The following is a 22573-nucleotide window of genomic DNA, read 5'->3' on the forward strand; positions in this document are numbered from 1 at the left end:
CGTGGCTTACTTCGCTTCGTCGAGGCTGTGTTTAAGGGCGCCAATCAGGCTTTTTCGTGCGGCCAGCGCAGGGAAGGCCACCAGTAACGAGCCATGCCGCAAACCCTCGGGGATCCGGCGAAAGCGGTCGTCATACCAATGCTCGTTGAACAGCGCCGCGTACTGCGCGCGCAGGTCCTGGAGCAGTGCCTCGGCTTGGTCGCGGGGCAGTTTTGCGGTGATGGCGATGTCGATTTCCATGGTCCACCTCGGATTGCGGGCAAAGCTCACCCAAACCCATTGGGAATGGGGTAGGGTGGGTTAGTTGGGGGTTACGGTGTTACGAGACGCAGCCGGCGGTTTTCCGGTGCGTTGATGATGCGCTGGTAAATCAGGCTGACCGGTACAGCCCAGGTCATGCCGTTGGCGGGGTCGGTGATAACTGCCACCGCCCCGGAGCTGGCGTCGACGTCCAGTTGGTGGCGGTCGTTGTTGGATTTGAGTTCACCGTAAGCACGGCTGATCAGCTTTTCCGCCATGTGCAATGGCACTTCTAAACTGCCCACCAGGTGCTGCACCGCACGGCAGAACAGTAACTGGTCGTTGCCCAGGTGTTCGCCCTGGTGGCGTTGCAAGAAGGACAGGCCAGCGGCTTGCATGGTTGCCTGGTATTCCTGGTAATCGGTGTGGGTAGCTGTATTCATCACGCACGCTCCATTTCCATTTGGTCCAGCAGATCGGGTTGATCATTGGCGGTTTTCATTGCCTGTCGACGAATGACCACGTCTGCAACTGGCAGCTTTACAGCCGGGTTCGGCATACCGCTGGGGCTCAGTTCGTGGGTCATTTGAAATTCAGCACGCACCGCCCAGCCGCAGGCTTCGTTGGTGCATTGCATGTAGGTGATACGCAGGAAAATATGCTGGCCTTCGCTGGTACGAATACGCATACGGCCGTGGCAGTGGGGGCAGACCAGCTTGTAGGTGCTCATGCTCAGATGGGCTCAGCAATTTCGAAGGCAATATTCAACGGTGTAATCGCATCGCCAATTGCGATCCGGATATCCATTCCAGCTAGGTCACCATTGGCCGTGCTGACAGTTTCCTTTAGGGTATCCAGTCGTTTTTGTGCTTTCGCCAACAGCTCAATGAGTTGTTCCCGGTTTTCTTCAAGGAGTTTGTTCATGGCTGTTCACTCGAAAAAGGAAGTTGAAGAATTGGTGCATCGTTTCGCTGAGCGATATGAGGCACTTTTAGAAATCATGCGAGGAAAGGAGACCGAGAAGTTGACTGCCTCGGGAATCATTCCTGGACTATCGGTGAAAGCGGCGGATATCCGCTTTGCGGTTGATGACGTGGCCACAGCTTTGAAGGAGATCAAATCACGGCTCGGTAAGGGCTGATTTTGGGCGTTCACTGGACCGCGTCCTGGCTGTAAAGCTGAATGGTCGCGAACACCTCGGCGTAGCGAGCCGACATGTAAGTGATCAGGGCGCCGATGATCGCGTCGGCTTCACGTTTTTCGATTACCCCGTCATCAAGGGCCGCAGACATGATCTGGTCGACCTTGCCCCGTTTGGCAGAGGCCTTGAGTGATCGGCTGTACAGTTCCACGTTATCCAGCGTTTCAGGGAGGCTCAGTGGTACGAACATGCCGCCGTACATTGATGCGATGTAGTCGGGCAGGAACGTGGTCCCGGCGACTTGCTCCAGACGGTGAATATGTTCATCGGTCAGCGGACGGCTGCCAGCGTTCTCGTAGGCCTGGTTGTCGAACTTCTTAAGCGGCATGCCGAGGTCTGCCGAGGCATACGAACGACCGCCTGGGTAGGCGCTTATGACGGCCATAACGACGCTCTTTCTGCTGTCTAGAACTGGGCATTTCATCTTCTGGTTTCTCCCTGGAGTCATCGCCCCTACAGTTGTTTCATACCGCCGGTGCTGAGTTTTGCTCGGCGTTTCCCGCGAGGATTCCTGGCAAAATCTCTTTGCCAATCACCCGAGACAGGTCTCGTAGGATCTGGAACGTCAACCTGCCGCGGGGCAGCTTGTTGTGCCCCGCCCACCGCTGAACCACTTGCGTCACTGTGCGTACCTCATAACCGTGGGTGAGGGCGAACTGACGGAAGTTACTGCCACGCTCGATCAGTCGTGCTTGGATCTGGCGCTTTTCCATGGCTTGGCTCATGGTTCGAGTGTTCCTAGTTGGTTAAGATGTACCTGTTTGTTCGCAGTATACGCACCAAAACGGGTGCGTCAATCGGGATTCATGAAAAAATGAGTATATCCGCTCGCCTGCGCAGCGTAATCGACGACAGAGGCATGTCTATTAAGGAAGCCTCAGAGGTAGTTGGGATCCCTTACAGGACGCTTCAGAACTACCTTTTGGGTGAGCGTGAACCCAACGCAAAGGCTATGGCTGCTATACGCACCCATTTGGGTATAAGCCTGGATTGGTTGCTGACAGGTGAAGGCAATATGGCTGTCGATGTTTCAGCTGCTTCATCCGAAACGCGAACTGTTAATCAGCAAGAGGAGGCTATCCTTGAGCTGTTTCGTTCGCTCGGAGAGGCTGGTAAGAGGGAGATACAGAGCGCTGCTGAGGAAAAGAAACGCATAAGGGACATTGAGCAGCGCCTTGAGGATTTGACGGAAGCCCTTGAAGCCACTAGGAGGCCCGCATAACCTCTAAAGAATATGAAGGAGCGCGTCAGGATGGAGCATCAGATTTTTTTAGCTCGATTTCAAGTCGGGTGGCGAGCAACTGCTATTTTAAAAATCATAAGACCGCGCCTGATGAACATGTTTTTCCATGATGTTTAGACCGGAGTTTTTATGAAAAGAGGCGTAGTTGCAAATTCAACACCTGTAAAGTCTGAGCCCGGAGGGTTTTCAATAGGTGGTAATGGCCTTAGTGCTGATGATATTAGATTCTATACAATGTACTGGGATCGCGTGCTCATACCCAGTAATAGTATGATCCATGTTCAAGTTCCTGATGAGGATATCTTAATATCTAGTGGTGTAATAGAAAGGCCGGAGGCTCCCATGCCACATAGGGTAGGAGCTGGGGATATGGCATCAATAATGCTTAAAGCCCAAGTTGACTTTGCTGCTCACCTGATTAAAACAGATCGAATGACCGATTGGGTCATCCATCAAATGAGTGATGAACTGGTTCTACCTGAATCAGCAGGCGAAATTCGTAGAACCCTACGGCTGGATCTGACTAATACTTTGCCTGTGCCGTCCCGCGACGTCCCAATTGAAGATGTTTTAGATTTCAAATTAAGGAGAGGCGACGAGCTGAAGCGTTTGCACAACGCTCTAGATGAAATTTATCTCGATGTCCTGCGCTCTCCTGATCAAGAGTTATCATCTAGAAAAGCCGTTGCCGATCTTGCAAAAGCGATTGGGGATATATCCACCGTTTCACTTGAGCGTTGGAGTAAAACTTCGAAGTTTGATTACTCTGTCAATTTTAACTTGGATAGAAGCTCGTTGCCTCTTGCTATCGCTGCTGGGTCGGCGGGAGCGGCATTTGATTTTTTTTCAAGTGCATTCTCCATTCCTATAGGGGCTGTTATAGGATCGTTGAGTCAACTTTTGAGCCTGAAGGCAGGGTACTCTAACTCTATAAGTTCCGTGAAAGAAGTGGATAAATTATCTTATCTCGCATGTGCTCACAAAGAAAACATTTTAAGCTGATTATGGTTGTGAATAACGAAGCTAAGTTTTTGCTAACGTGAGTGAATATTTCTCATTGTAGGGGAAATTTTATTGTGGCGTTGTCATATTCCGCCACTCGCGGTTCACCGCCCGCTTTGCTGATTTCTCACCAGCGTACAACCATCGCAGTCGCCTTGGCTTCGTCTGATCACCTGCTGTAACCGTCTTTTCTTTACCCGTTTTCTGGTCTCGATAGTAGGCGATGATCCCCGTGTAATCGCCTATATGTTCTTCGGCCAGATCTTCAACATTTTCCTCTGGCAAACTGCTTTCAAGCTCCAGGCTGACGGTATAGCCCCCATCCGGGCTCAGGCTGTGCTGAACGTTGCCTCCGTACCAGATGATCTCGTCGATTTCCGCTTTAACTCCCTGGAGTGTGTAGGTCAGTTCGGGGATCAGATCTGGTCGGCCCATGGCAAGCGTATAGCTGAGCGTGGCGCTGCCGCGTTGCAGGCGTCGGAACTCGGCCCTCGCAGCCCGTAGTGCTGACTGCTGATCGCTGTAGGTGTGGCGTAAATCCTTGAGGTTCTCGCCACCTCCGGCAATCGCCTCCTGCTTTTTGGCACTGTGCACGTCGTAGAAATATGCGCGCACGCCGTCGTAGCTGTCGCGATCCGCCTGCAGGTATCGGTGCTGGTCGCCGTCGGCGCGGGTGAGGGTGATGTGGGGCAGGGGGAGACCACTGGCAGTCTTGCCGCCGCCGGCGGGGATGCACAGCAGGCACCCGGCCTTGACGCTGGTCACAGCGTCGAATTCTTCGCCCAGGCGGGTGATTAGGTTGGCGTCCGATTCGTTGGCCTGGTCAAGCTGCAGGATCGGTAGCGCACCGAGCGCGCCGGCCACGGTCGAGGTGAGGTTGTTTCCCATGGCGATATCGCCGATGACTTTGCCCAGCGTGGTGTTGCTCCAGCTGCGCTCGCGCTTGGTTTTGAGCCCCTTGCGAAGATCTGCTGATCGAGCGCGGATGCTGAGCACATCCGGCGCGCCGCTGTGTTCCGTTTCGTCGACGGTGTAGGTGCCCTTGTCCACCAGGCCGGTGTCGCTCCAGCCCAACCACAAGCGAAGTACTGCGCCCTTTGGCGGTATCGACAGCAGGCCGTCATGGTCGCTCAATGTGATCGTGAGCTGATCGGCCTCGACGCCACGGTTGTCGGTTAGATCCAAGTTCATCAGCCGCGGGCTCACCTTCATGGCGATATCGTTGCCGTCCACCGTGAGACGGAAGGCCGGAACAGGATAGGCGGCGTCCCGAACGAAGCGTTCTGCCGTATCCATGATGTAACCGGTAACTTTGGACAGTGCAGCCTCTATCACAGCAAACCCCGCAGAATGTTGAGCCCCGTACTGGTAGCAGCGCCGAGCAGGTCAATACGGTCATCATCGGTACGCTTGAGCGTAAGGGTGAACTCAATGCGCCGTGGCGTGCCGTCGCGAAAAAACAAGGTCTTGGTCTCGCTCAGGCTTTCGATCACCCACAGTCCGTATATCCGGCCGGTACCCTCAACCATCGGCCAGGCTTTGCCGGTGTTCGCCATCAGACGCAGAGCGTCCAAGCTGAGAATGCTGCCGGCCAGCTCCGGAAGGATGATGCCGGGGAGGGTGATGGTGTCTTCGCCACGGCCAACAAATTGCAGTGCGGGTGGTGCACCGACGCGGCTGTTGCTGGCATGGCGCCAATTGGTTTGGCGCTGCAGCTCCTGGTAAGCAAGGGTCGATAGGCTGAACACGAACATGCCGAGGCTGAGCATCATGGTGATTAATCCCGGTCCGATAACTTGCTGCGCTGACGGGCGCGTTTCTCGTTTTCAATCTTGTTCAACATGGCGCGCAGACTTTTTTCCATGGCCTGCAGGTCCATGCCAGGCGCCGCAGCGATGGTGATCTGATAGTTGTCGTGGCTGTCGTAAACCGTCGACGTACCCGCGCTGCTGATCGGTGGCCGATCATCGACCGCCAACGCCGGCATGGCTGTCGCGGTGAGGGCCAAGGTGCCGGCCGCTGTCAGTTGTTTACTCATGGTCGACAACGCTTTGAGCGGCCCTTTTTGTCCGCCCTCCAGGCCCTTTGTCAGCCCATCCATGGTGAAACCGCCCAGCTCCGCGAACACCCGCGACGGGCTGTGGATGCCGAGCTTTTCCTTGAACCATCCGATGCTGGAGTCACCAATGGAACCAATGGCGCTTTTGACGGCGCCGAGGCCAGCGGTCAAGCCGTTGACCAGCCCGTTGACGATCATGCCGCCGAACTCGGTAAATTTCCCCGGCAGTTCAACACCGAAGTAGCTCATCACCCCGGCGAACGCCTGGTAGAACAAACCAAGCGGGCTGAAGTTGGTGATCAATTGCAGGATGCCGGCGAGGCCCTGGTCAAAGCTGGCTTTGATGGTGGTCCATACGTTCACTGCGCCGGTTGCGATTGAGCCGATGCTCTGCAGCAGGGTCATGATCATGTTGCCAATGGCTGCGCCGAATCGCTGGCCCATCGACTGGGCGACGCCACCGACGTCTTCGACCGGTTTCAACAGGTCACTGAACCAACCAATCACCCCGCTGATGCCGGAGGAGATCATGTTGAACAGCGGGCGGAAAATGCTGCCCAGAAGGCGCAACGCGAAACCGATAACCGGAATGGAGTAAGCGGCTTTCACCAAGCTGATCAGCAGTCCGCCAAACTTACCGAACCCCACGAGCACCGGCTGCAGGGCGTCGGTAAGCCCCTGCCAAAAGCCAAGGAAAAACCCCTTGATAGGCTTCCAGTATTTGTAAATCAGCGCTGCAATGGCGACCAGGCCAGCTACAGCGGCGATCAGCCACCCGACCGGGGTAGCAAGTATGGCTGCGCCTACCGCGCTGATTGCGCCGCCGAGCATTGGCAATACGCTGACCGCAGCAATCCGCGCGGAGCTGACCAGCGTAGGGATAACGCTCATCATGCCGCCAGCGGCACGACTGGCCGTGACCCTCTTCCAGATTCGTCCCATCCGGCCGACCTCGGTACCGGCGCCGGCGGCAGCAATACGGGTGCCGATCATCTGAGCTTTGATGCTGCCCAAGCGAATGCCAAACAACGCCATGCCATACCGCAGTACTGCGAAGGGGCCGAGCATGCTTGCCATGGTCAACGCCAACGTGCCGAACACCACGGCAGCAACTGCTACGGCCGCCACTACCTTGACCAGGCCGCCGGCCAGCTTCGGGTTTTCGCGCGCCCAGGCACCGACTCCATTGGCAAGTTCGCCCAGCGTATTGATCAGATCCTTTAGCTCGGGAGCAACTGCGGCGCCAAACTCCGCCATGGCATTGGTAAAGCTGCCCTCGGCGGCTTCCATGACGTTCGTTAGGGTACCCAGCTGCTCGTTGACGCGGGTACGCAGATCGGCCTGGCTCTGCAGCTTCTGTTGCACCTCCTGATACCCGGCCAACCCTTTGTTCATCATCGTATTCAAGGTGGTCAGCGTTTCAGCGTCATCCCCAAATAGCTTGGAGATCACGGCAGTGCGGTCGGTATCGTTCAGGACCTTAAGCTTTTCCACCTGTGCGTAGAGATTTTCCAGCCCGGCGAAGTTGCCATCATCATTCGTGAACTTGAGCGATACACCCTTGTTTGCACCAGCTGCAATTTTGTTAGCTTTATCGACCTTGTCTTGATCAAGGCCCGCCTGGAAGATTTTGCGGAAGGCGTTTCCCGCCGATCCACCTTCCATACCGGCCTGGTCCATCATGATCAACAGCGGTGCCAGCTCCTTGGCCGCGTCGATCCCTGACTTTTTGATGACGTCCATGACAGGCGCGATTTTGCTGAAGCCCTGGAGCATGTTGCCTGGGTCCACACCCGCGTAGAAACCGCGCTGGATGGTGTCCATCAGACCCATCATGTCTTTTTCGGTGGTCCGGGTTGCATCCTGCATCTTGGCAGCGAACTCCGCCGCGTCCGTGGCTTGCATCTTCAACTGCACACCGAGGTAGGCAGCAGCCTCACCGGTACCGCCGAGAATGCTCTGCGCGCTCAGGCCCTGGCGTCGCAGCATCGTCATCATGTTCTGAAAGTCGGCCGTGGTGCCTGGCAGTCGGTCGCCCAGGTTGGTCGCCAGATCGGTGATCTTTTGAAAGTCTGCAGAGACCTTGCCGGTGTCGCCCATCATCGACACCTTGAGCTGCGTGGCAGAGTCCTCATTCGGTGCAAAGGCTTTAATTGCCGACACCACAGGGCGGCTGGCGGCGTAGCCAGCGCCGAGGCTACCAGCACCGGATACAGCAATGCTGCCGGCCAGACTCTGGGTTTTGTCGTAGGTGGCACGCGCTTTCGCCAGGCTGTCCTGCTTTCGCTTCAACGCATCCAGATGGTCCATCTGCAATTTCATGGCCTGGGTGGCGGTGTCGATATCGCGCTTGAGCTTTAACTCGTGTGCGCCTAGGGCATTGGTGTTGATGCCGGCGTTTTTGAGCTGCACGCCGAGGTTGCCGAGTTTTACTTGCTGCTGGCCGTACTGTTCGCCCAAGCGTTTCGACTCGGCCGTGTGCTGTTTCAGCAGCGCGAGCTGGTCCTTGAACGGGGTTTCCAGGCGGCGGATCTCGTCGCGCAGACTGGCATGGCCCGCACGACTGGTGCGCAACTGCGCGTTGTTCAGTGTGAACCGGTCAGCCAGGGCCTTTTCCTTGGCTGCCAGCTGATCCAGTTGGGTTTTGCGCTCCCGCTGGGCGGCTGTGAGGCGGGTGTATTCGTCATGCTGCGCTCGGGTCAGTGCATTGCCCTTTTGCATCACGGCATTGAGCGCGGCTATCTGGCTGGCGGACTGGCGGTGTTCGTCGCTCATCAACCCCAGCGCATTGCGTGTCCCGGTGAGGTCGCGCTTGAGGTCGGTCTGACTGGTTTTGAGCGCGTCAACCTTCTGCCGGGACTTGTCGAAGAGTGCCTGGGTCGGCGCGAGCTGCTGCCGGACTTTGGCCGTTTCGCGGGCGAGCTGGCCTACTTTAGCGTTGTTGGCGGCGAGCGCCTCGGACGTCGCGCGGGTTGCGGCCTGCAGTTCACGCCAGGCGCTGACGTCGCGTTGCTGGGTGTTGAGTTCTTTCAGGCGGTCACGGGCAGCCTTGAGGGCTTGGGCGGTTTCCTTGCTGCCGCCCGTGATTTTGTTCAGCGGACCTGTGGCCTTGTCGATGGCACTGAGCAGCACCTGAAGTCTCAGATCATTCGCCATCGGTAGAACTCCGCACCCTGGCGCGCTCGCGCCAGTCCATCAGGTCTTGCAGGCCCAACCGATCCATATCAGCCGGTGCCCAGTGAAAAACCACGGCCAGATCAGCCATGGCGTCCTCTACGCAACGAGGGATGCATCCGTCATCGCCGACTTCTGCAACAAAAAACCAGAGATCTTGCTGCTCAGAGCCAGCAGATCGGCCGGGTCCATGCCGGCGACTTCCACGGCGGTGATGCTCGGCGAGCTGATGCGCGGCAGAACCTTGATCAGACTGCCAACGTCCATTTGTAGCAGCTCCACCAAGCTCACACCGCGCAACTCGCCGGAGTTCGGCTTGCGTAGGGTGATGCTCTCGATGTAGGTGGTGCCGCGACGGATTGGAGTGTCGAGGATGACGGTGTTGTCGTCGGCCAGTTGCTGCACATCAGGTTGTTCGGTGCCTGCTTTGGTGGTCATTGGGAAAACTCCGGGTGGTTAAGGTTTGGTGTTTGATCTAAGGCAAGTCAGATGCCCATGGCGGTGCGGTGCTTCTCCAGCATGTCCACGCCGTTGACCTTCTCGACGAAGTTGAGCAGGTCGATTTCGATGATTTCTTCACCATCCACGGTCAGCTTGTAGTAGCTGCAGGTGGTGGTCATGGAGTGTTCGGTGTCCTCACCGGGCTGGGCGTCGCCCATCTCGATGGTTTCGTGGCGACCGCGCACGACTACTTCCACATTGCTGACTTCGTTGGTGTCGTCTTGCTGGTAGGGGCCAGAGAAACGCAGCGCCACGCTGTTGGCGCTGACGGCACCGAACTGGCGCAGAGAGATCAGATCGAGGCCACCGGTCTTCCATTCGAACTGGATACCGTCATCGGAAAAGCCGAGGTCAGCTTTAACCGGGCCGTTCATGCCGCCGCCGCGATAGGCTTCCATCTTGCGGCCGAGGGCGGGCAGGGTGAGGGACTTCACCAAACCGAGGTAGCTGTTGCCGTCATTGAACAGGTTGAGGTTTTTGAGTTTGCGAGGCATTGCCATGGCGGTGTTCTCCGGGGTACGGGGTCAGGGTGAACTCCCCTTGCGGGGAGGCCCGGTTTAGCTGTTGATGCCCTTGGCGAAGTCGATCAAGTAGCGGTCGGTGATTCGCTGGCGGAAGGTGAGGTCTTCAAGCGGTGGCACGGGGGTGTAGTCGTAATCAACCCAGAGCTTGCCGGCCTTGAGGGTGTCCTTGGTGTTGATGTCGTCCGGGTACCAGCAGCTGCCGCCGATCAGGTAGCCCTGGGACTTCAACTCGCGCATCTTGGCGTTCACGCCTTCGACCAGGTCGCGTACCAGGGAGGCGTGCATCGGGCGGTCGATGGCCCACATGTGCGCTTCGGCCATGGTGTCCGCGAGGATCTGCGCGGTGCGGGTGTAGTTTTCGAAGGCGAACAACGGGTCATCGCTGCAAGTGCGGCTACCCCAGAAGCGGAAGCCGTTGGCGTTGATCAGCGTGGTGACTTCGTTGCTGTTGAGGTAGTTGGCGTCGGTGGCTGGGTTCTGTAGATCCCAGAATACGTCGGCGCTGATACCGGTCACGCCGCTGACGGCCACGTTGGAGAGGGTCTTGTGCCAGCCTGTCTCCTGATCGATCTTGGCGCGTAGGCCCAGCGCACGGGCCACTGCCGAGGCGGTGGTGGTCTTGTTGGCGACGGTGTCCCAGTTCTGGAAGTCCGGCCAGATCACCATCATCTCGCGGGCGCCGAAGTTCTCGCGGTACGCCACCACCTCTTCCTTGGTTTTGCAGCCCCAGGCGCTGACGTAGGCAAAGGCACGAAGGTCTTTGGCAATGGCGCCAAGGGCGGTGGCCACCGGCAAACTGTCCAGGCCAGGCACGCCGAGAATGCGCGGAGTCATGCCCACGCGGGACTTGGCGGCGAGCAAGGCTTTCATGCCGGTGTATTGGCCGTTCGGGGTCGTGCCGCCGATCAGGGCGCTGGTGGTGGACGCTTCGTCCGCGCCTTCCTTGACTCGCACAACGATGACGTAGGGCTTGGTCTGGTCGGCGATGCCTTGCAGGCTCGCGGCCAGGGTGCCTTTGACGCCAGCTTTGCCAACGGCGGTTTGCACGTTGGTGAGCAGGACGGGCGTGTCGAGGGGGAAAACCAGTGGATCCGCATCTTCAGCCGTGCAAACCATGCCGATAACTGCGGTGGGAATAGTGCGAATGGGGCGGGTGCCGTCGTTGAGTTCGATGACCCGCACGCCGTGGAGATAATCGGCCATGGGTTGGTGCCTGCGCTGTGATGGAATGACAGTGCAGAGGTTGCCGCGCGCGCGCCGTATGAGCGAGGTGCAGGGCTTGTACAGCCCTGCCTTACAAGGTGTTCAGTCTGTTTGAGTGGTGCCAGGTTGCGCCGGCCATTGAGTGTCGCGCGGAAAACCTGGCTGCTGGTCTATCCGCATTAGCGCAATGCGGTAGCGCTTCCACTCAATCAATGCAGCTTGTTCCTCGGTGGTTGCTTCGCCCAGGTCGACCGCATCCTGTAGCGTGGCAATCTTGGTGCTGGCTTCTCTGACCAGGTCGTCGCGCTTCGCCAACGCTTCCGCACGCAGTTCTTGTTCTGATGGCGGTTGGACGTCTATCAGCACGGGATAGCCTTTATCATCAGCGACGATGCACTGCCCTTGTACCTGGCCTTTGAGGAGTTCCAGACGATACGCAGCACTGATTTCAACCTTATCGTCAGGGATCGCTTTTTTGTTCACCTGGTCCTCATAAAAACCGCCCGTGCTTTCACAGTAGTAAATCATGTTGCCTCCTAATATCCGATGGAAATCCAGGGCGAGTTGGGCTGGCCCGAGGTGCCCACAGCGCTGATTCTGAACCGTGACTCGTTGATGTATGCGACGCCAAGCGAGCTGGACCCCGTGGTGTTACCGGACGAGTAGGAGTTGCTGACCATGGTCATCAAGTGAGCGTTGGGGTAGGACACGGGATAGTTCACTTCTACCGATGCACCAGGGGCAATCGAGCCGCCAGTACCCCATTGAATGGTCAACCCTTTAAGCCACGCCGGGAAACAAATGTAACCCTGTGAGCCAATCATGATGGCGAAGCCAAAAAGCAGCTTCTTAGGGGTGATGCTCGAGCGGTCATCCTCGCCGGCAACCGTCTGAGTTAACGTCGCAATCCGGGTCAGGCCCAATAGCGATTCAGTCGCCTGAACCACTTTTGCCGCGATGGCCTGCCATACGCGCAATGCGCTCATAGGTTTGTTGGTGTCGGCGCCTGTTTCGGCTTCTGCCTGAGTGGCAAACGCAACGCCGTAGCCACTCAGCGAGTTCGGTAAGCCGTTGAGAGATGCAAACTTGAGGCCTGTCAGCCCTGCGCCGTTGCCGTTGACGACACCGGTAATGTCCACCCCGGCCGAGGTCACCCGCACGCCGTTACCAGATGCCCAAGGCGAGCTACCCAGGCCCATAAAGGCACAGCGCACGGCGTTGCCGTTACCCCAGACGCCCACGCCGCCGATAACGTTCTGGCCATCGCGTGATTTGGTCAGCACGCCACCGGCCCACGATTCGGATTCGTTTGCCAGGACGAACAGGCTGCGCCCGCCGATCAGACGGAGTTCGCCGTCCACATCGCCCCCCGACAATGACAAGGCATCGGTAATGCCGTAGCCCTCAAGCGTCGTCGGGTTGTAGCCCTTGGTCACTACGCCGCGTTTGTCGATGGTCACCCGGTGAAACGTGCCGGGTACTTTGTTCGACGGCAGTACTGTGTCAATCGACAGGTCAACATATTCTCGGGTTGCCAGGACCACGGCCGGATCGATCTTCAACACGATGTTGCCGGTGCTGGAAACAATGAAGTTCATCCGCACAATCTGCGTGCGTCCGGAGCCTTGGGACAACACCGGCTTGAAGCTAGGGGCGCAGTTGGAGACAGCGACCAAGTCCCCGTCTTCGTCGTAGAGACCCAACTCCCTGATCCACCAGCCCCCGACGTCCTCAGGGATGACCTGCTCGGCGATGATTACGGCGGGGTTTACCGGGTCAATGATGAGCTGATTCAAAGGCGCTCGGCGGCGCTCGTTGATTAGCTTGGTTTGGGTCGCACTCGGCAGCGGGTCGGTGCCGTTCGCATCACCCACCCCCAACGCTGTGAGCTTCCAAGGGAGTCCCAACGCGTTAGCGTTTGCCAGTTTGGCTGCCCCCACATTGGTGAGCATCGCCATAAATTGCGAGTTCTGATCGATCATGGGTACACGTCCAGGGTGTCTATGCTGTGTTCGCGCCCGACCACACCGATGTAGCCAGTGACTTCAATGTCACGCTGCACAGGCGGGTAGACGTCGATTACGTCGCCTTCGTAAACGGCGACACCGATGTTGATAACGCCTTGTGTTTCCAGGCTGATGGCGAGGCCGGTCAAGTGACGGGTGAGGGGCTTGGCGTCGTCGATCAGCCAGGTCAGTTCCAGGTACATTTCTTCGGTGATGCCGGTGTCCAGCACGCCGACCTTTAAGGCAAACGTGCCCGGCACGCCCTCGGGCACGGTCTCCCACCATTCCATCACTTCAATCAGGTAGCCCAGAGGCTCGACTACTCGGCGCAGTGCGCCGATGGTGCCTTTGCGCGAGTGGATGTAATGGGATGAACGAATGGCGGTGCGCTTAGCTGCCTCGCTCCATTTGCTGTCCCAGCGGTCGACTGAGAAAGCCCAAGCCAGGTACGGCAGCAGTTCAAGCGGGCATTTGTTCGGGTCGCAGAGTTGACGCAAAGGAATGGGGACGCGCTGGATCTGTGCGAGTGCCTGCGCCGCATGGCGTTCTAGCGGCGTATCGTTACCCGGTAACAGCTGCTGCGTGCTCATCACTCAACGCCTCGGATCAATGTGATGCCGGTGCAATAGGGCGCTTGAGCCTTGGTCGCGACAATGTCCACCCAACCTTCGAGTTCGACCTTGCGCACGCCTTCGACGTGGAGCGCGGCATGCAGGGCCGATTCCGAAACTTCCATCCCCAGGCGGCGCCGTTGATGAACGTAGGCCAGCAGGCGCTGTTCGGCAGCGGCCAGGATAGGTTCCGACTCCGGACCGCTCGACAACAAATAGAGCTTGGCCTTGACCTGGTAATTCAGGATTTGCGCGCCCTGAACGGTGAGACGGTCGGCCACGGGCCGGCGGTCGTCGTCGCTCAGGTAAGCGTTGACGACGGCAAGCAGCTCGGGGGGCGCCGTGCCATCGCCCAGCAATGATTGAACCGTGACCACGGCGACGGCAGGAGAGGGGCTTTCGGCGGTGGCGTCGGCCACGCGACCGTCCGCTGCCCTAGCATGGAAGATGTAGCTGTTGCGTGGGCCGGCAGTGCTCAACCCTTCCCAGGCCATCTGCGCACGCTCGCGCAGGCTGTCGTCGCTTTCCATCAAAGTAGGGATCGGCGGTACGGCATTGGCTTTGCCTTGCTGAATCACCAGGCGTTTGACGTTGAAGTTGCCGGCCAACTGTTCCAGGTCAGTGCCACGCGCGGTGGCGAGCAGGTTGGCAAGCGACGCTTCGTTGACCCGTTGACGCCACACGGTCTCGCGGTAGGCGTTTTCCTGCAGCAACTTGGTCAGTGGCTCCGAATCTTTTGCCAGGCGGGCCGCGATTTGGGCCTGCTCTTCCACCGGCCACAAGCTGATCATGTAGGCCCTTCGTTCAGCCAGGATCAGTTCGAAGTCAATTTGCTCGACGATCTGCGGCGGCGGTAGCTGACTGAGGTCGATGGCGGCGAAACTGTTCATACACTGCCTCCCAGCTGCAGCGGCACGCTGAGGCTCAGCGGCTCATTGGTATCCACCACAGTGCCCTCCAGATCGATCGAGGCCTGGCCCTGCATGTTCGCTCCCGCGAACTGCACGCGGCTCAGGCTGATGCGGGTTTCCCAGCGCATCAGGGCCATGACCGTGGCGGCGTAAACGCGCAGACGGTTGACGTCGTTTAAGGGGTGATCCACCAGCTCGGGTACCAAGCTGCCGTATTCGCGGCGCATTACACGCGTGCCAATGCGGGTGGTGAGAATGTCGGTGATTGCCTGACTGATGTGCTCGCGCTCGCTGATGGCGCCGCCGGTATGTCGGTTCATGATGGGATGGGCACCCCGGATTGGTCGCCACCGGCCTTGACCCCGGAGTGCGGGTGCGTGACCAAGCTGACGCCGGCTGCGATCACATCAATAGAAACCTGGACCTGGCCGGTGACGGTCTGATTCCCGGTTTGGATGTAGTCGCCCTGGTGCGTGATGTCGCCTACCAGGTTGATACCTCCCTTGCTGATCAGATTGGTGGTGCCGCCGTCGACCAGCGTGGCATTGAGGTGATGGGCAATGCTGTCGTACTCGATCACCGTGCCGTCGGCGTAGGTGCGGCGGTGCAGGCCGGCGCGGTTACCGTTGGCCGGGACATGGTCGCTGAATACGCCTGTCACGACGATGCCGTTGGCGAGCTGGCCGGACGGGCTGAGCAGGATCACCTGCTCGCCGACGGTGGGCGGGTCCCATTCGCGGTCAGATCCGGCGCGTCCCGCGAGCCAGGGCAGCCAGGCGGTGGTCAGCTTTCCGGTTGTTACCTGCACGCGCGGGGGCTCCATCTGCACGGCGGCGATGACGCCGAAGCGGATGAGGTTTTCGAGCAGGCGGGCGAGGGCGGCTAAGTCGTTCATGGCGCCGATGGTGGCGCCACGCGCGTGCGGGCGCAGCTTCGGCGCCTTGTAGGAGGGGGATCTACAGTGTCAGGTGGGCCAACAAGCTGTCGCGGATCAGATCAAGGTCTTCGTCCGTAAAGCCCAGTACCTCGCGTTGTTCGTAGCGCACTTCGGGCGCGTCACGTTCCGCGCGGTCTTTCAAACCGAATTGGTGCACCCTGGCGATGCGGGAGATTCGCCCTGTGAAACCCACGGTCACAGCGTTGCTATCGCCTCGGGCCTTCATGTAGGTCGCGGTACGCAGCTTTTTGAACATCTCAACTTTGCGCCGGATGCGGCCTTGCTTGCCGCGCAAGTCGCGCTTTTTTCGTGGTGCGAACTTGCTGCCGTCCGGGTTTTGTTGTGTCAGCACCCGCTTTTGCTGGCTGCGCCGCAGTTCCTGGCCGATGGATCGGGCGAGCTGATTGCGGGCGGCTGGCTGGAGTTGCTCCAGCAGGCCGGACGCCCAAGTCTCCAGGGCTTCAAGCTTACTTGTCATCAGGCACTACCCATTCGCCGGCATTACCTTCGGAGCCTGGCACCCAATTCGGATCGAGGTAACCTGCCACTCGCTGCGGCTCGCCGGCATGCTTCACGGTTGTATTGCCTTGTGCATCGGTGCCTACCACCACCCGCTCTGTCAGGCGCAATGTGAGGCCGAGATCCACCTTGTCTTTATCGAGAATGTCGGCTTCGAACTGAATACCGGTCTGCATTTTTTCGTAGTTTTCCAGCAGCTCCGGTTGGTTGACACTGATCCACCCCAGCACGGGCAGCATCACGCTGTCAGGGTGCCCCGCGAAGGCGGTCATGATGATCTGTAGATCGTAGCTGTACTCAAAAGAAAAGGTCGCCGCAGCAGTGCAGCGGACCTTGCCGTTGTCGATGAAAATCAGCAACCGGTCGGGGTTGTTCTGGAACTCGGCTACGGTGTCCAGCAGGTGAGCGCGGAGGCTCTCGGGCTTGTTCATGGATGGGCCTGCTGGTGTTTGTAGACCATGTCGACCTGTGTGGCGCAGTCGGCCCAGGCGGCTTCGGCGCGGTCTTCGTCGGTGAGCAGGTCACCGTTGCTGGCTGGGCTTGTCGCTGGCAGCTGGCACGGCACCACGGCCGGACAGCCAGTCACGGTAAGCTGCGGCGCCGGTGAGGGCGGGGCGTTCGCGCAGCCGGCGAGCAACGTCAGGCAGAGGCTGAGCAGCCCAGTCGCGTAGTTCGTCGTTTTCACGTTTCAGTTCCTCTATGGTTCGTGCGCGTTTTGCTAGGGCCTGGCGCAGTTGATCCTGCTGGGCGCGCAGAGTTGACTGGTTTTCGCGCTCTTGCTTCAGCGTGGCGGTGAGCGTGGTGGCGGTCGCCAGATTGCGGTCGGCGTCGTCGCGGGCCGTCTTGGCTGCACTCTTTGCCAGGTCTGCTTGGCTTTGGGCGGTGTTAATGCGCTGTTGCTGGCCCCAAATCAGCAGCGCCAGGGCTCCGAGCAGGGCAATGCCGTACAGGGCCTGGCGCAGGGTGCTCACGCGCGGTACCAGCCGAGTTTGTTCATGGCAGCGGTGTCGAGCTGCTTAATCGGGCCGCGCACGATTACAGCCCTTGCGTTGTTCATCAGCTGGATGCACTCGGCCAGCCGTACCATGTCGTCCTGTTCGGTCGATTCCGGGACCACCAAAAGGTCACCGTCCTGCACTCGCAGCTTCTGAACCGCTTTAAAGTCGATCATTTGTGCTGACTCTCCGGTGCGCGGTACCAACCAAGTGCGTTCATCGCGGCTTCGTCCAGTAACTGAACATCACCCCGGACAGCCAGGGTGTGATGGGGAAGCATGTAACCTGCCGCACTCACGATTTTCTGCATTTCTTCGTTGGTGGTCTCAGCGGGGAGCAGCAGTACGTCAAATGGCCTTGGGCGAAGGACGGCGAGCTTTTCGAACAGCTCGTGATAAGGAAAACGCTGAGGCAATGGAGTGCTCATGCCGCCACCCCTTGCCCGCACTCGCAACTGGCGTGCCGCTCATAGGCGCGTTGAAGCTTGGTGTCGTAGAGATTGCGCAGGTAGTCCGGGCCGTTGTAGAGACGGGCAAACTCGGCCCATTTGCGGGCTTTCAGGGCCTTGTGCAGCACCGAGTCCGTCTCGATGAAGCGGGTGAAGGTGTCGAATTGCTGCGATTCGCCGGCACTCATTGCCGCCACAAAGTCCTGCACGCTGGCATAGCCAAGACGTTGCCAGTGATAGCCCATGATTTGGAAGGCGCCCCAGGAGGCCGATTCCAGCGCGGCCGTGTCGTCGATCTGGCGGGCCATCGCCAGGCGCTGGTGCTCGGCGGTACCGCCGACATAACCACCGGCCTTCGGATTGACCAGGGCGGGATTGGTCGCGGCGAGTTCATCGGCATGCCGCTTGATCTCCGCTGGATCATCACCTGGGTGTCGAACCTTCGCGAGCTGTCGGTACATGACGTGCCGTTCGAACAGGATCACCGGCTTGCCGTTTTCCAGGAAGCCTTTGCCTTTCGATTCCACTTCGTTGACGGCGTAGATAGTCGCCAGCGGCACGCCGAGGCGTTCAGCAGCGGTTACCAGGTCTTGGTTGCGCAGCAGTTCGGCACAATCGCCGCCTGCCAGGCTGGATTGGGTCTTGGTGCCGGCAACGCCATCGGCTACCAAGCCAACTTTCAACTGGTAGGCGCGTACGGCGATCTCGGTGGCGTCACCGTAGTGGCCGTCCGGTACCAGGTTGGCACCGTACCTGTTGAGGTTCTTTTGCAGAATAAGCACCGCCTGCGAGCGGTCGCCGTGGCGAAGGGTGGTGGTCATGCACTGGGCCTCAACAGGGCGGCGACGTTGCCGCGTGAACGGAAAATCAGGATGCAGAGCAGCACGATGGCTGCGGCCTGGCCGAAGCTCGTCGGCTGACGGTCCAGTAGGATTTCCAGACCGCAGATGCAGAGCACTCCGCCAAACAGGCTTGCCAGCAGGGAGATGCTGCGCCGGTAACGCGCATCCCCCCGGGTGTAACAGGCCAGGCGCAGAGCGCTCAGCAAGTAGGCGATTGCCGCGATCAACTGCACGGCCAGTTCGATGTTCGGCATATCAGGTGCCCCCTCGGATGCGACGCCAGATGTCCCAGATGTCCGCCTTTTCCACCCACACCATCAGTTTGATGCTGATCGGGATGACCACCAGGGCGCAGAGGAAAGCGCTACCGCCGCTGGTGATGAACGGAATTGCTTGCAAGGCCATGGGGGCGAACAGGTAGCCTACCCCGGCCGATAGGAACAGAGAGCCCAGGCGCTGCCAGACCTTGAGGTCGCGCTTGGTGCTGGTGACCAGCCAAGCGCCGAGGATGGCGCCGAACAGCGCCCCGTCGTCGATGACTGGCGTGACGCTCGCCAGGCCCAGGCCAATAAGCAGGCCGGACACAACGCTGGAAGTCGGATCAGCCATGGTGTGGGTTTCCTTGGTAGCAGTGGGTCAGTCCCATAGGTTCACCATCTGCCGTTGGGGCGCGCTGGTTTGGGCTTCGGGCATGTTGATAACGAGGCCTTGTGGCAGGACGGGGCCGTAGTCGGCCAGGCCGGGGTTCGCCTGCAGCACTGCTTCGGTGACGCCTGCGGTTCGGCCGTAATACCGCCAGCACAGGGCGTCGACGGTGTCGTTTTGATTGGCGCGGACGGCGACGGCCATCAGATCAGCTCCACGGTGGTGCGGCTTTTTTCGAGAAAGTCACGCACCGCCCAACGCAGATCGCGGCGGTAGTCATCGATGGTAGGTGCGACCTCCTCGGCCTTGTTGTTGCCGGTGTTGGTGGCGCTGTAGTCGCGAAAGCGCTCGCAGACTTCGGCGCCGGTACCGGCCTCGATCGCGCGGCGGTAGAGGTGAGCCTTTACCGATACGTCTTTGATCCGATCACCTGGTACAGCGTCCAACGTGGCGTAACCAGCTGCCTGTTGAGCTGCTCGCCAGTCACTCAGCTCGCGGTTGAGGTTGATAGCGGCAGAGATCACGGCGGTCTCCAAGCGGGCTGGGGTGACGCTGGCGTCGATGCGCAGGGTGGCGCGCAGGCTATCCAGGTCAATCGACGGCCAGAACGGGTCGGTGTTGATGTGGCCGCTGGCAACGGTGCCGCTGGCTACAAATGCGCTCATGAGACTGCACTCGGAAATAGGTCGCCGGTGGTCGGGGCTTCACGTTCAGGAGGAGCGGCCTGGCCGATCCGCCCCGAGCCGGCGGGGTGCGTGGGGACGCTCAGTCAGCTGCCGGAGCAGCGTATTTTTTGAGGAGACGCTCGACGCGCTCCAAATCCTTCTTGCCACCGCAGTTGGTGTTCAGCTCGATGGCACGGGACAGATATTTTTTCGAGGACTCCAGGTGACACAGGGCGGCCACCTTGCTTTCCGATGTGTCGTCGTCCGAAACCATCTCTGCGAACGCTTTGCCCAGGGCCAGATGCAGCTTGGCTTTAGCCTGGTCGGGCATGTCTTCTTCACCCGCGATTTGCTCAGTACGCAGCAGCAGCTTCACGTCGAACGTGCCACCGGCCTTCTGCGCCTTCAGGGCGACTTCGGCAATTTCTTCGGCAACGATGGTGCCGGTAGTGCGTTCGAAGCGGTCAGGCATGAGCAAGGCGTGCTGGATGACGTACTCGGCAATGTCCAGGGCGCCGGCAAAGTCGCCGGCATCCATTCGCCAAACCATTAAAGTGGTTAGCACCTGGTCCTGCGCGCCTTTGCCGCCTGCCAGCACGCCTTCCACGTATGGGACGTATTCGGGCAGCAGTTGCTTTTTCAGCTCTGCTTTGCCCTCGGTGGACTGCACCTGTTTCAGGCGCAAGTAGTCCTGCTGGAGCTTCGCCAGGTGCAGTTCGTAAACAGTGGAACCTTCCATGGTCATGGCTGGTCCGGCCACAGCAGCCGCTGCAACGGCTGCTGTGATGCGCTGGAAGTGACGACGGCAAGGGTTGGTCATGGTTGCTCGCCTTAGCTCAGGGTGATGTTTTCGGCCATGGCAGCGCAGCCAAGGTCTTCGATCACGTAGGCTTCATTGACCGACTCGTAGTTTTCAATACGGTCGCGTTTGGCGTTATCCACCACCGTGCGGCGGCGGGTGCCTTCCTGCCAGTAGATCGACAGGTTGTCGAGGCGGGTAACCAGCAGGCCGTTCGGCGGGAAGTGAGGCACTCGCACCGCCGGCAGGTTGCCGATGCGCTTCTGGCTGGTGACGATATCGGCCGCAAGCATTTCGGTCGGCGCTTGGGTTTTGTTGATGATCGGGAAGTACTTGTCGGCCAGCAGCTGGCGACCGCAGATCACCACCAGGTCAGTATCTTCCTGGTACCAGGGCTCGATGAACTCGTTGACCATGCTCACGACCAGGGCGTCGATGTTTTCGAAGTCTTTGCCCGCGCCGATCTGGATCTTGCCGCTGCCGTCGACCACTTCTTTCATAACGCGTGCAGGGTTCTCCAGGCGCATCTTTTGCAGCCATCCGACGTTAACGTCCTGCAGCAGCTTGTTGATGTCCGGTTTAGAGGTCGCCGCACGGCTGGTACCGTTCCAGCCAATCATGATCCGGTTGAGCGCCTGGGCCCGGATGATGGCGTCACGGATACGCGCCTGGAAGTCTTTGAACTTGGCCCATTGATCCAGCTTCTGGTAACGCAGGCCCGTATCGAAGTTGGTTTGGGTGCAGGTGTAACTACGGTTGTCGAGGCCGGTAGGATCGCGTGGCTCGCGGTCTTGCTGAGTGGTATCGGTGGTGCCGGCAATAGTGCCGTCGATACCGATGCCGATTTTTTCGCCCGACTGCTCGGATACACCGTAGACGTTGATCGAGCTGAGAAACGCGCTCGACTCCTGCATACGGGTTTCCAATGTCTGGGCAACGGATGGAGCGGCTGTGAATTTGGTGGTGACGTCGCTCACGCCGTGCAATTGGGCGAGTTGTTGCAGGTAAGCGTTGAAAAGAACGCGAGTATCGTTACGCATGGTGTTCTCCGATGTTCCTTGGCTGGGTGTTGTCCGTGATCTGGATCAGCAGTCGGTGACGAGTGCGCCGTCACCGCCCGTAGCCGGCGGGCGAACGGAGTACTGCGGTTTCTGGCCGGTGGTGTCCGGGGTTTTTTCGAGCTGTTGAACCAACGCGGTGAAGTCGGCAGACAGCTTCTCGTGAGCGGTCTGCAGCTTTTCGCGGGCGGTTTTTTCGGCGGTAAAGGCTTCGCCCTGACCGGCGACATGCTCGGCCATGGCTTCAACAGCCTCGCCGAGTTCAGTGAATAGAGCGGCGTCCTTGCCTTCCTTGTCCTTGCTCTTGCCGAGTAGGTCGAGAACGCGGGTAAACAGGCCTGCGACTTTGCCGCCTTCGTCCTCAATTTCTTCGAATTCAAGTTCGATTTCGACGACCTCAGAGAAGAGGTTGCCGGGATCGCGTTTGCGACTGGTCAGCGGGTTCATGTCCGGGTGCTGGGCGCTGAACGTCAGCATCTCGGTGCCCAGACTGGCCGGGGTATCGGTAACGGCGATGCCGTCCAAATAGGCGCGGCCGGTGTCGGCAAATTTCGGCCGAATCTCGATGCTGGTGTACAGCTTCTGCCGTGCTTTGTTCATAGCGATCAGGTCGGAGGTCGGTTCGATTTGCGCGAACAAGGCCAATTTTTTAGCCCCGGCAATCTCGACCTCTTCCGTCTTCAGCGCGACGACATCGCCGTAAGCGCGGAAAGGGCTATCCGGCAGCAAGCTGCGCATGTGCTCAATCCAAACCCGCGCACCGTAGGTGTTCTGGCTGTAGGTTTCGGCAGCGTCGACCAACCATTGGCGCTCGATCTGACGACCATCGGTGGTGGCGCCTTCAACGGCGACGCGGAAGAACTTGGAGCGTTGTTTCTTGGCTGGGTTGTCGGTTTTGCCGGCCATGCGTGAATCCCTCAGTGCGGTGGCAGTCTGCCTTGGCGATGAGCGCATGTTGTTGAGCGCGGGCGCGACGGGCAACGAGGCGCT

Annotated in this window: 35 protein-coding genes and 1 pseudogene; 3 read left to right on the plus strand and 33 right to left on the minus strand. The window is 59.2% G+C overall.

The window, feature by feature from the left end; translation table 11 throughout:
- Positions 1 to 6 precede the first annotated feature (6 nt).
- The 4 genes from FRT59_RS04530 to FRT59_RS04545 form a co-directional block, all read right to left on the minus strand.
- Entirely contained in the window at positions 7 to 240 is a 234-nt protein-coding gene (locus FRT59_RS04530) for a hypothetical protein (RefSeq protein WP_040269179.1), read from the minus strand.
- A 71-nt stretch (positions 241 to 311) separates the two neighbouring features.
- Positions 312 to 683 carry a hypothetical protein gene (locus FRT59_RS04535; protein WP_153870499.1) on the minus strand — a complete coding sequence of 124 codons (372 nt, stop codon included), beginning with the start codon at positions 681 to 683 and terminating at the stop codon, positions 312 to 314.
- Positions 683 to 970 (minus strand): Ogr/Delta-like zinc finger protein, encoded by a 288-nt coding sequence (locus FRT59_RS04540; protein ID WP_019818220.1) that lies wholly within the window; start codon positions 968 to 970, stop codon positions 683 to 685. Before FRT59_RS04540 ends, FRT59_RS04535 begins: the two co-directional genes overlap by 1 nt.
- A gap of 2 nt (positions 971 to 972) precedes the next feature.
- Positions 973 to 1164: a hypothetical protein gene (locus FRT59_RS04545; RefSeq protein WP_153870500.1), complete on the minus strand. Its 192-nt coding sequence runs from the start codon at positions 1162 to 1164 to the stop codon at positions 973 to 975.
- Between FRT59_RS04545 and FRT59_RS04550 the strand changes: the two genes are divergently transcribed.
- Positions 1163 to 1381 (plus strand): hypothetical protein, encoded by a 219-nt coding sequence (locus FRT59_RS04550; RefSeq protein WP_153870501.1) that lies wholly within the window; start codon positions 1163 to 1165, stop codon positions 1379 to 1381. The genes FRT59_RS04545 and FRT59_RS04550 overlap by 2 nt on opposite strands.
- A gap of 10 nt (positions 1382 to 1391) precedes the next feature.
- Here the strand turns inward: FRT59_RS04550 and FRT59_RS04555 are convergent, their stop codons facing one another.
- Positions 1392 to 1865, minus strand: a complete 474-nt coding sequence (locus FRT59_RS04555; protein ID WP_153870502.1) for a YmfL family putative regulatory protein — start codon at positions 1863 to 1865, stop codon at positions 1392 to 1394.
- Positions 1866 to 1905: 40 nt separating this feature from the next.
- The gene (locus FRT59_RS04560) at positions 1906 to 2154 is read right to left on the minus strand and encodes a helix-turn-helix domain-containing protein (protein WP_153870703.1); all 249 of its coding nucleotides are present in this window, start codon (positions 2152 to 2154) and stop codon (positions 1906 to 1908) included.
- Between the two features lie 101 nt (positions 2155 to 2255).
- On the opposite strand from FRT59_RS04560, the gene FRT59_RS04565 reads away from it, so the two are divergent.
- Positions 2256 to 2663 (plus strand): helix-turn-helix domain-containing protein, encoded by a 408-nt coding sequence (locus FRT59_RS04565; protein ID WP_167524248.1) that lies wholly within the window; start codon positions 2256 to 2258, stop codon positions 2661 to 2663.
- Positions 2664 to 2813: 150 nt separating this feature from the next.
- Complete coding sequence (locus FRT59_RS04570) at positions 2814 to 3686, plus strand: DUF6236 family protein (RefSeq protein ID WP_153870504.1); 873 nt, start codon at positions 2814 to 2816, stop codon at positions 3684 to 3686.
- 69 nt (positions 3687 to 3755) lie between these two features.
- Here the strand turns inward: FRT59_RS04570 and FRT59_RS04575 are convergent, their stop codons facing one another.
- From FRT59_RS04575 to FRT59_RS04705, 27 genes and pseudogenes are all read right to left on the minus strand, one after another.
- Positions 3756 to 5021, minus strand: coding sequence for a phage late control D family protein (locus FRT59_RS04575; protein WP_342448774.1), 1266 nt, complete (start codon positions 5019 to 5021; stop codon positions 3756 to 3758).
- Positions 5018 to 5458 carry a phage tail protein gene (locus FRT59_RS04580; RefSeq protein ID WP_153870506.1) on the minus strand — a complete coding sequence of 147 codons (441 nt, stop codon included), beginning with the start codon at positions 5456 to 5458 and terminating at the stop codon, positions 5018 to 5020. The genes FRT59_RS04575 and FRT59_RS04580 overlap by 4 nt, the downstream gene beginning before the upstream one ends.
- A gap of 5 nt (positions 5459 to 5463) precedes the next feature.
- A complete protein-coding gene (locus tag FRT59_RS04585) occupies positions 5464 to 8901 on the minus strand; it encodes a phage tail tape measure protein (RefSeq protein WP_153870507.1) in 3438 nt (1145 codons plus the stop codon).
- A complete protein-coding gene (locus FRT59_RS04590) occupies positions 8891 to 9010 on the minus strand; it encodes a GpE family phage tail protein (protein ID WP_014717550.1) in 120 nt (39 codons plus the stop codon). The genes FRT59_RS04585 and FRT59_RS04590 overlap by 11 nt, the downstream gene beginning before the upstream one ends.
- Positions 9011 to 9018: 8 nt before the next feature.
- Entirely contained in the window at positions 9019 to 9357 is a 339-nt protein-coding gene (locus tag FRT59_RS04595) for a phage tail assembly protein (protein WP_153870508.1), read from the minus strand.
- 47 nt (positions 9358 to 9404) lie between these two features.
- Positions 9405 to 9920 carry a phage major tail tube protein gene (locus FRT59_RS04600; protein WP_153870509.1) on the minus strand — a complete coding sequence of 172 codons (516 nt, stop codon included), beginning with the start codon at positions 9918 to 9920 and terminating at the stop codon, positions 9405 to 9407.
- 57 nt (positions 9921 to 9977) lie between these two features.
- Positions 9978 to 11147 (minus strand): phage tail sheath protein, encoded by a 1170-nt coding sequence (locus FRT59_RS04605; RefSeq protein ID WP_153870510.1) that lies wholly within the window; start codon positions 11145 to 11147, stop codon positions 9978 to 9980.
- A gap of 102 nt (positions 11148 to 11249) precedes the next feature.
- Complete coding sequence (locus FRT59_RS04610) at positions 11250 to 11675, minus strand: tail fiber assembly protein (protein ID WP_153870511.1); 426 nt, start codon at positions 11673 to 11675, stop codon at positions 11250 to 11252.
- A gap of 8 nt (positions 11676 to 11683) precedes the next feature.
- Positions 11684 to 13129 carry a phage tail protein gene (locus tag FRT59_RS27115; protein ID WP_153870512.1) on the minus strand — a complete coding sequence of 482 codons (1446 nt, stop codon included), beginning with the start codon at positions 13127 to 13129 and terminating at the stop codon, positions 11684 to 11686.
- Positions 13126 to 13743, minus strand: a complete 618-nt coding sequence (locus FRT59_RS04620; RefSeq protein WP_153870513.1) for a phage tail protein I — start codon at positions 13741 to 13743, stop codon at positions 13126 to 13128. The genes FRT59_RS27115 and FRT59_RS04620 overlap by 4 nt, the downstream gene beginning before the upstream one ends.
- Positions 13743 to 14654 (minus strand): baseplate assembly protein, encoded by a 912-nt coding sequence (locus FRT59_RS04625; protein WP_019818205.1) that lies wholly within the window; start codon positions 14652 to 14654, stop codon positions 13743 to 13745. The genes FRT59_RS04620 and FRT59_RS04625 overlap by 1 nt, the downstream gene beginning before the upstream one ends.
- Entirely contained in the window at positions 14651 to 14995 is a 345-nt protein-coding gene (locus tag FRT59_RS04630; RefSeq protein ID WP_153870514.1) for a GPW/gp25 family protein, read from the minus strand. Before FRT59_RS04630 ends, FRT59_RS04625 begins: the two co-directional genes overlap by 4 nt.
- Entirely contained in the window at positions 14992 to 15570 is a 579-nt protein-coding gene (locus tag FRT59_RS04635) for a phage baseplate assembly protein V (protein ID WP_153870515.1), read from the minus strand. The genes FRT59_RS04630 and FRT59_RS04635 overlap by 4 nt, the downstream gene beginning before the upstream one ends.
- Before the next feature lie 61 nt (positions 15571 to 15631).
- Positions 15632 to 16090, minus strand: a complete 459-nt coding sequence (locus FRT59_RS04640) for a phage virion morphogenesis protein (protein ID WP_153870516.1) — start codon at positions 16088 to 16090, stop codon at positions 15632 to 15634.
- Positions 16080 to 16562, minus strand: a complete 483-nt coding sequence (locus FRT59_RS04645; protein ID WP_153870517.1) for a phage tail protein — start codon at positions 16560 to 16562, stop codon at positions 16080 to 16082. Before FRT59_RS04645 ends, FRT59_RS04640 begins: the two co-directional genes overlap by 11 nt.
- A complete protein-coding gene (gene lysC, locus FRT59_RS27120; protein WP_342448775.1) occupies positions 16559 to 16816 on the minus strand; it encodes an Rz1-like lysis system protein LysC in 258 nt (85 codons plus the stop codon). Before lysC ends, FRT59_RS04645 begins: the two co-directional genes overlap by 4 nt.
- Positions 16740 to 17102: pseudogene (locus tag FRT59_RS04655) on the minus strand (Rz-like lysis system protein LysB); the annotation flags it as partial. The pseudogene FRT59_RS04655 and the gene lysC, both read right to left, overlap by 77 nt.
- A complete protein-coding gene (locus FRT59_RS04660; protein ID WP_153870520.1) occupies positions 17099 to 17302 on the minus strand; it encodes a hypothetical protein in 204 nt (67 codons plus the stop codon). The gene FRT59_RS04660 and the pseudogene FRT59_RS04655, both read right to left, overlap by 4 nt.
- Positions 17299 to 17553 (minus strand): hypothetical protein, encoded by a 255-nt coding sequence (locus FRT59_RS04665; protein ID WP_153870521.1) that lies wholly within the window; start codon positions 17551 to 17553, stop codon positions 17299 to 17301. The genes FRT59_RS04660 and FRT59_RS04665 overlap by 4 nt, the downstream gene beginning before the upstream one ends.
- Positions 17550 to 18395 carry an N-acetylmuramidase domain-containing protein gene (locus tag FRT59_RS04670; protein WP_153870522.1) on the minus strand — a complete coding sequence of 282 codons (846 nt, stop codon included), beginning with the start codon at positions 18393 to 18395 and terminating at the stop codon, positions 17550 to 17552. The genes FRT59_RS04665 and FRT59_RS04670 overlap by 4 nt, the downstream gene beginning before the upstream one ends.
- Positions 18392 to 18670, minus strand: coding sequence for a phage holin family protein (locus FRT59_RS04675; RefSeq protein ID WP_065932284.1), 279 nt, complete (start codon positions 18668 to 18670; stop codon positions 18392 to 18394). Before FRT59_RS04675 ends, FRT59_RS04670 begins: the two co-directional genes overlap by 4 nt.
- Before the next feature lies 1 nt (position 18671).
- A complete protein-coding gene (locus FRT59_RS04680) occupies positions 18672 to 19025 on the minus strand; it encodes a putative holin (protein ID WP_019818195.1) in 354 nt (117 codons plus the stop codon).
- A gap of 27 nt (positions 19026 to 19052) precedes the next feature.
- Entirely contained in the window at positions 19053 to 19265 is a 213-nt protein-coding gene (locus FRT59_RS04685) for a tail protein X (RefSeq protein ID WP_065932283.1), read from the minus strand.
- On the minus strand, positions 19265 to 19726 hold the full coding sequence (locus tag FRT59_RS04690) for a head completion/stabilization protein (protein ID WP_124414149.1): 462 nt from the start codon (positions 19724 to 19726) through the stop codon (positions 19265 to 19267). Before FRT59_RS04690 ends, FRT59_RS04685 begins: the two co-directional genes overlap by 1 nt.
- 100 nt (positions 19727 to 19826) lie before the next feature.
- The gene (gpM, locus tag FRT59_RS04695; protein ID WP_153870523.1) at positions 19827 to 20546 is read right to left on the minus strand and encodes a phage terminase small subunit; all 720 of its coding nucleotides are present in this window, start codon (positions 20544 to 20546) and stop codon (positions 19827 to 19829) included.
- Between the two features lie 11 nt (positions 20547 to 20557).
- The gene (locus tag FRT59_RS04700; RefSeq protein WP_019818191.1) at positions 20558 to 21565 is read right to left on the minus strand and encodes a phage major capsid protein, P2 family; all 1008 of its coding nucleotides are present in this window, start codon (positions 21563 to 21565) and stop codon (positions 20558 to 20560) included.
- A gap of 45 nt (positions 21566 to 21610) precedes the next feature.
- A complete protein-coding gene (locus tag FRT59_RS04705; protein WP_153870524.1) occupies positions 21611 to 22489 on the minus strand; it encodes a GPO family capsid scaffolding protein in 879 nt (292 codons plus the stop codon).
- Positions 22490 to 22573: the final 84 nt, after the last annotated feature.

Source organism: Pseudomonas haemolytica (assembly GCF_009659625.1).
GTDB lineage: Bacteria > Pseudomonadota > Gammaproteobacteria > Pseudomonadales > Pseudomonadaceae > Aquipseudomonas > Aquipseudomonas haemolytica.

Bases quoted from the DNA above. Each gene is read 5' to 3' on its own strand.
- FRT59_RS04530 (WP_040269179.1), bottom strand. From the start codon at position 240: ATGGAAATCGACATCGCCATCACCGCAAAACTGCCCCGCGACCAAGCC.
- FRT59_RS04535 (WP_153870499.1), bottom strand. From the start codon at position 683: ATGAATACAGCTACCCACACCGATTACCAGGAATACCAGGCAACCATG.
- FRT59_RS04540 (WP_019818220.1), bottom strand. From the start codon at position 970: ATGAGCACCTACAAGCTGGTCTGCCCCCACTGCCACGGCCGTATGCGT.
- FRT59_RS04550 (WP_153870501.1), top strand. From the start codon at position 1,163: ATGGCTGTTCACTCGAAAAAGGAAGTTGAAGAATTGGTGCATCGTTTC.
- FRT59_RS04545 (WP_153870500.1), bottom strand. From the start codon at position 1,164: ATGAACAAACTCCTTGAAGAAAACCGGGAACAACTCATTGAGCTGTTG.
- FRT59_RS04555 (WP_153870502.1), bottom strand. From the start codon at position 1,865: ATGAAATGCCCAGTTCTAGACAGCAGAAAGAGCGTCGTTATGGCCGTC.
- FRT59_RS04560 (WP_153870703.1), bottom strand. From the start codon at position 2,154: ATGGAAAAGCGCCAGATCCAAGCACGACTGATCGAGCGTGGCAGTAAC.
- FRT59_RS04565 (WP_167524248.1), top strand. From the start codon at position 2,256: ATGAGTATATCCGCTCGCCTGCGCAGCGTAATCGACGACAGAGGCATG.
- FRT59_RS04570 (WP_153870504.1), top strand. From the start codon at position 2,814: ATGAAAAGAGGCGTAGTTGCAAATTCAACACCTGTAAAGTCTGAGCCC.
- FRT59_RS04580 (WP_153870506.1), bottom strand. From the start codon at position 5,458: ATGATGCTCAGCCTCGGCATGTTCGTGTTCAGCCTATCGACCCTTGCT.
- FRT59_RS04585 (WP_153870507.1), bottom strand. From the start codon at position 8,901: ATGGCGAATGATCTGAGACTTCAGGTGCTGCTCAGTGCCATCGACAAG.
- FRT59_RS04590 (WP_014717550.1), bottom strand. From the start codon at position 9,010: ATGGCTGATCTGGCCGTGGTTTTTCACTGGGCACCGGCTGATATGGAT.
- FRT59_RS04595 (WP_153870508.1), bottom strand. From the start codon at position 9,357: ATGACCACCAAAGCAGGCACCGAACAACCTGATGTGCAGCAACTGGCC.
- FRT59_RS04600 (WP_153870509.1), bottom strand. From the start codon at position 9,920: ATGGCAATGCCTCGCAAACTCAAAAACCTCAACCTGTTCAATGACGGC.
- FRT59_RS04605 (WP_153870510.1), bottom strand. From the start codon at position 11,147: ATGGCCGATTATCTCCACGGCGTGCGGGTCATCGAACTCAACGACGGC.
- FRT59_RS04610 (WP_153870511.1), bottom strand. From the start codon at position 11,675: ATGATTTACTACTGTGAAAGCACGGGCGGTTTTTATGAGGACCAGGTG.
- FRT59_RS27115 (WP_153870512.1), bottom strand. From the start codon at position 13,129: ATGATCGATCAGAACTCGCAATTTATGGCGATGCTCACCAATGTGGGG.
- FRT59_RS04620 (WP_153870513.1), bottom strand. From the start codon at position 13,743: ATGAGCACGCAGCAGCTGTTACCGGGTAACGATACGCCGCTAGAACGC.
- FRT59_RS04625 (WP_019818205.1), bottom strand. From the start codon at position 14,654: ATGAACAGTTTCGCCGCCATCGACCTCAGTCAGCTACCGCCGCCGCAG.
- FRT59_RS04630 (WP_153870514.1), bottom strand. From the start codon at position 14,995: ATGAACCGACATACCGGCGGCGCCATCAGCGAGCGCGAGCACATCAGT.
- FRT59_RS04635 (WP_153870515.1), bottom strand. From the start codon at position 15,570: ATGAACGACTTAGCCGCCCTCGCCCGCCTGCTCGAAAACCTCATCCGC.
- FRT59_RS04640 (WP_153870516.1), bottom strand. From the start codon at position 16,090: ATGACAAGTAAGCTTGAAGCCCTGGAGACTTGGGCGTCCGGCCTGCTG.
- FRT59_RS04645 (WP_153870517.1), bottom strand. From the start codon at position 16,562: ATGAACAAGCCCGAGAGCCTCCGCGCTCACCTGCTGGACACCGTAGCC.
- FRT59_RS04660 (WP_153870520.1), bottom strand. From the start codon at position 17,302: ATGATCGACTTTAAAGCGGTTCAGAAGCTGCGAGTGCAGGACGGTGAC.
- FRT59_RS04665 (WP_153870521.1), bottom strand. From the start codon at position 17,553: ATGAGCACTCCATTGCCTCAGCGTTTTCCTTATCACGAGCTGTTCGAA.
- FRT59_RS04670 (WP_153870522.1), bottom strand. From the start codon at position 18,395: ATGACCACCACCCTTCGCCACGGCGACCGCTCGCAGGCGGTGCTTATT.
- FRT59_RS04675 (WP_065932284.1), bottom strand. From the start codon at position 18,670: ATGCCGAACATCGAACTGGCCGTGCAGTTGATCGCGGCAATCGCCTAC.
- FRT59_RS04680 (WP_019818195.1), bottom strand. From the start codon at position 19,025: ATGGCTGATCCGACTTCCAGCGTTGTGTCCGGCCTGCTTATTGGCCTG.
- FRT59_RS04685 (WP_065932283.1), bottom strand. From the start codon at position 19,265: ATGGCCGTCGCCGTCCGCGCCAATCAAAACGACACCGTCGACGCCCTG.
- FRT59_RS04690 (WP_124414149.1), bottom strand. From the start codon at position 19,726: ATGAGCGCATTTGTAGCCAGCGGCACCGTTGCCAGCGGCCACATCAAC.
- gpM (WP_153870523.1), bottom strand. From the start codon at position 20,546: ATGACCAACCCTTGCCGTCGTCACTTCCAGCGCATCACAGCAGCCGTT.
- FRT59_RS04700 (WP_019818191.1), bottom strand. From the start codon at position 21,565: ATGCGTAACGATACTCGCGTTCTTTTCAACGCTTACCTGCAACAACTC.
- FRT59_RS04705 (WP_153870524.1), bottom strand. From the start codon at position 22,489: ATGGCCGGCAAAACCGACAACCCAGCCAAGAAACAACGCTCCAAGTTC.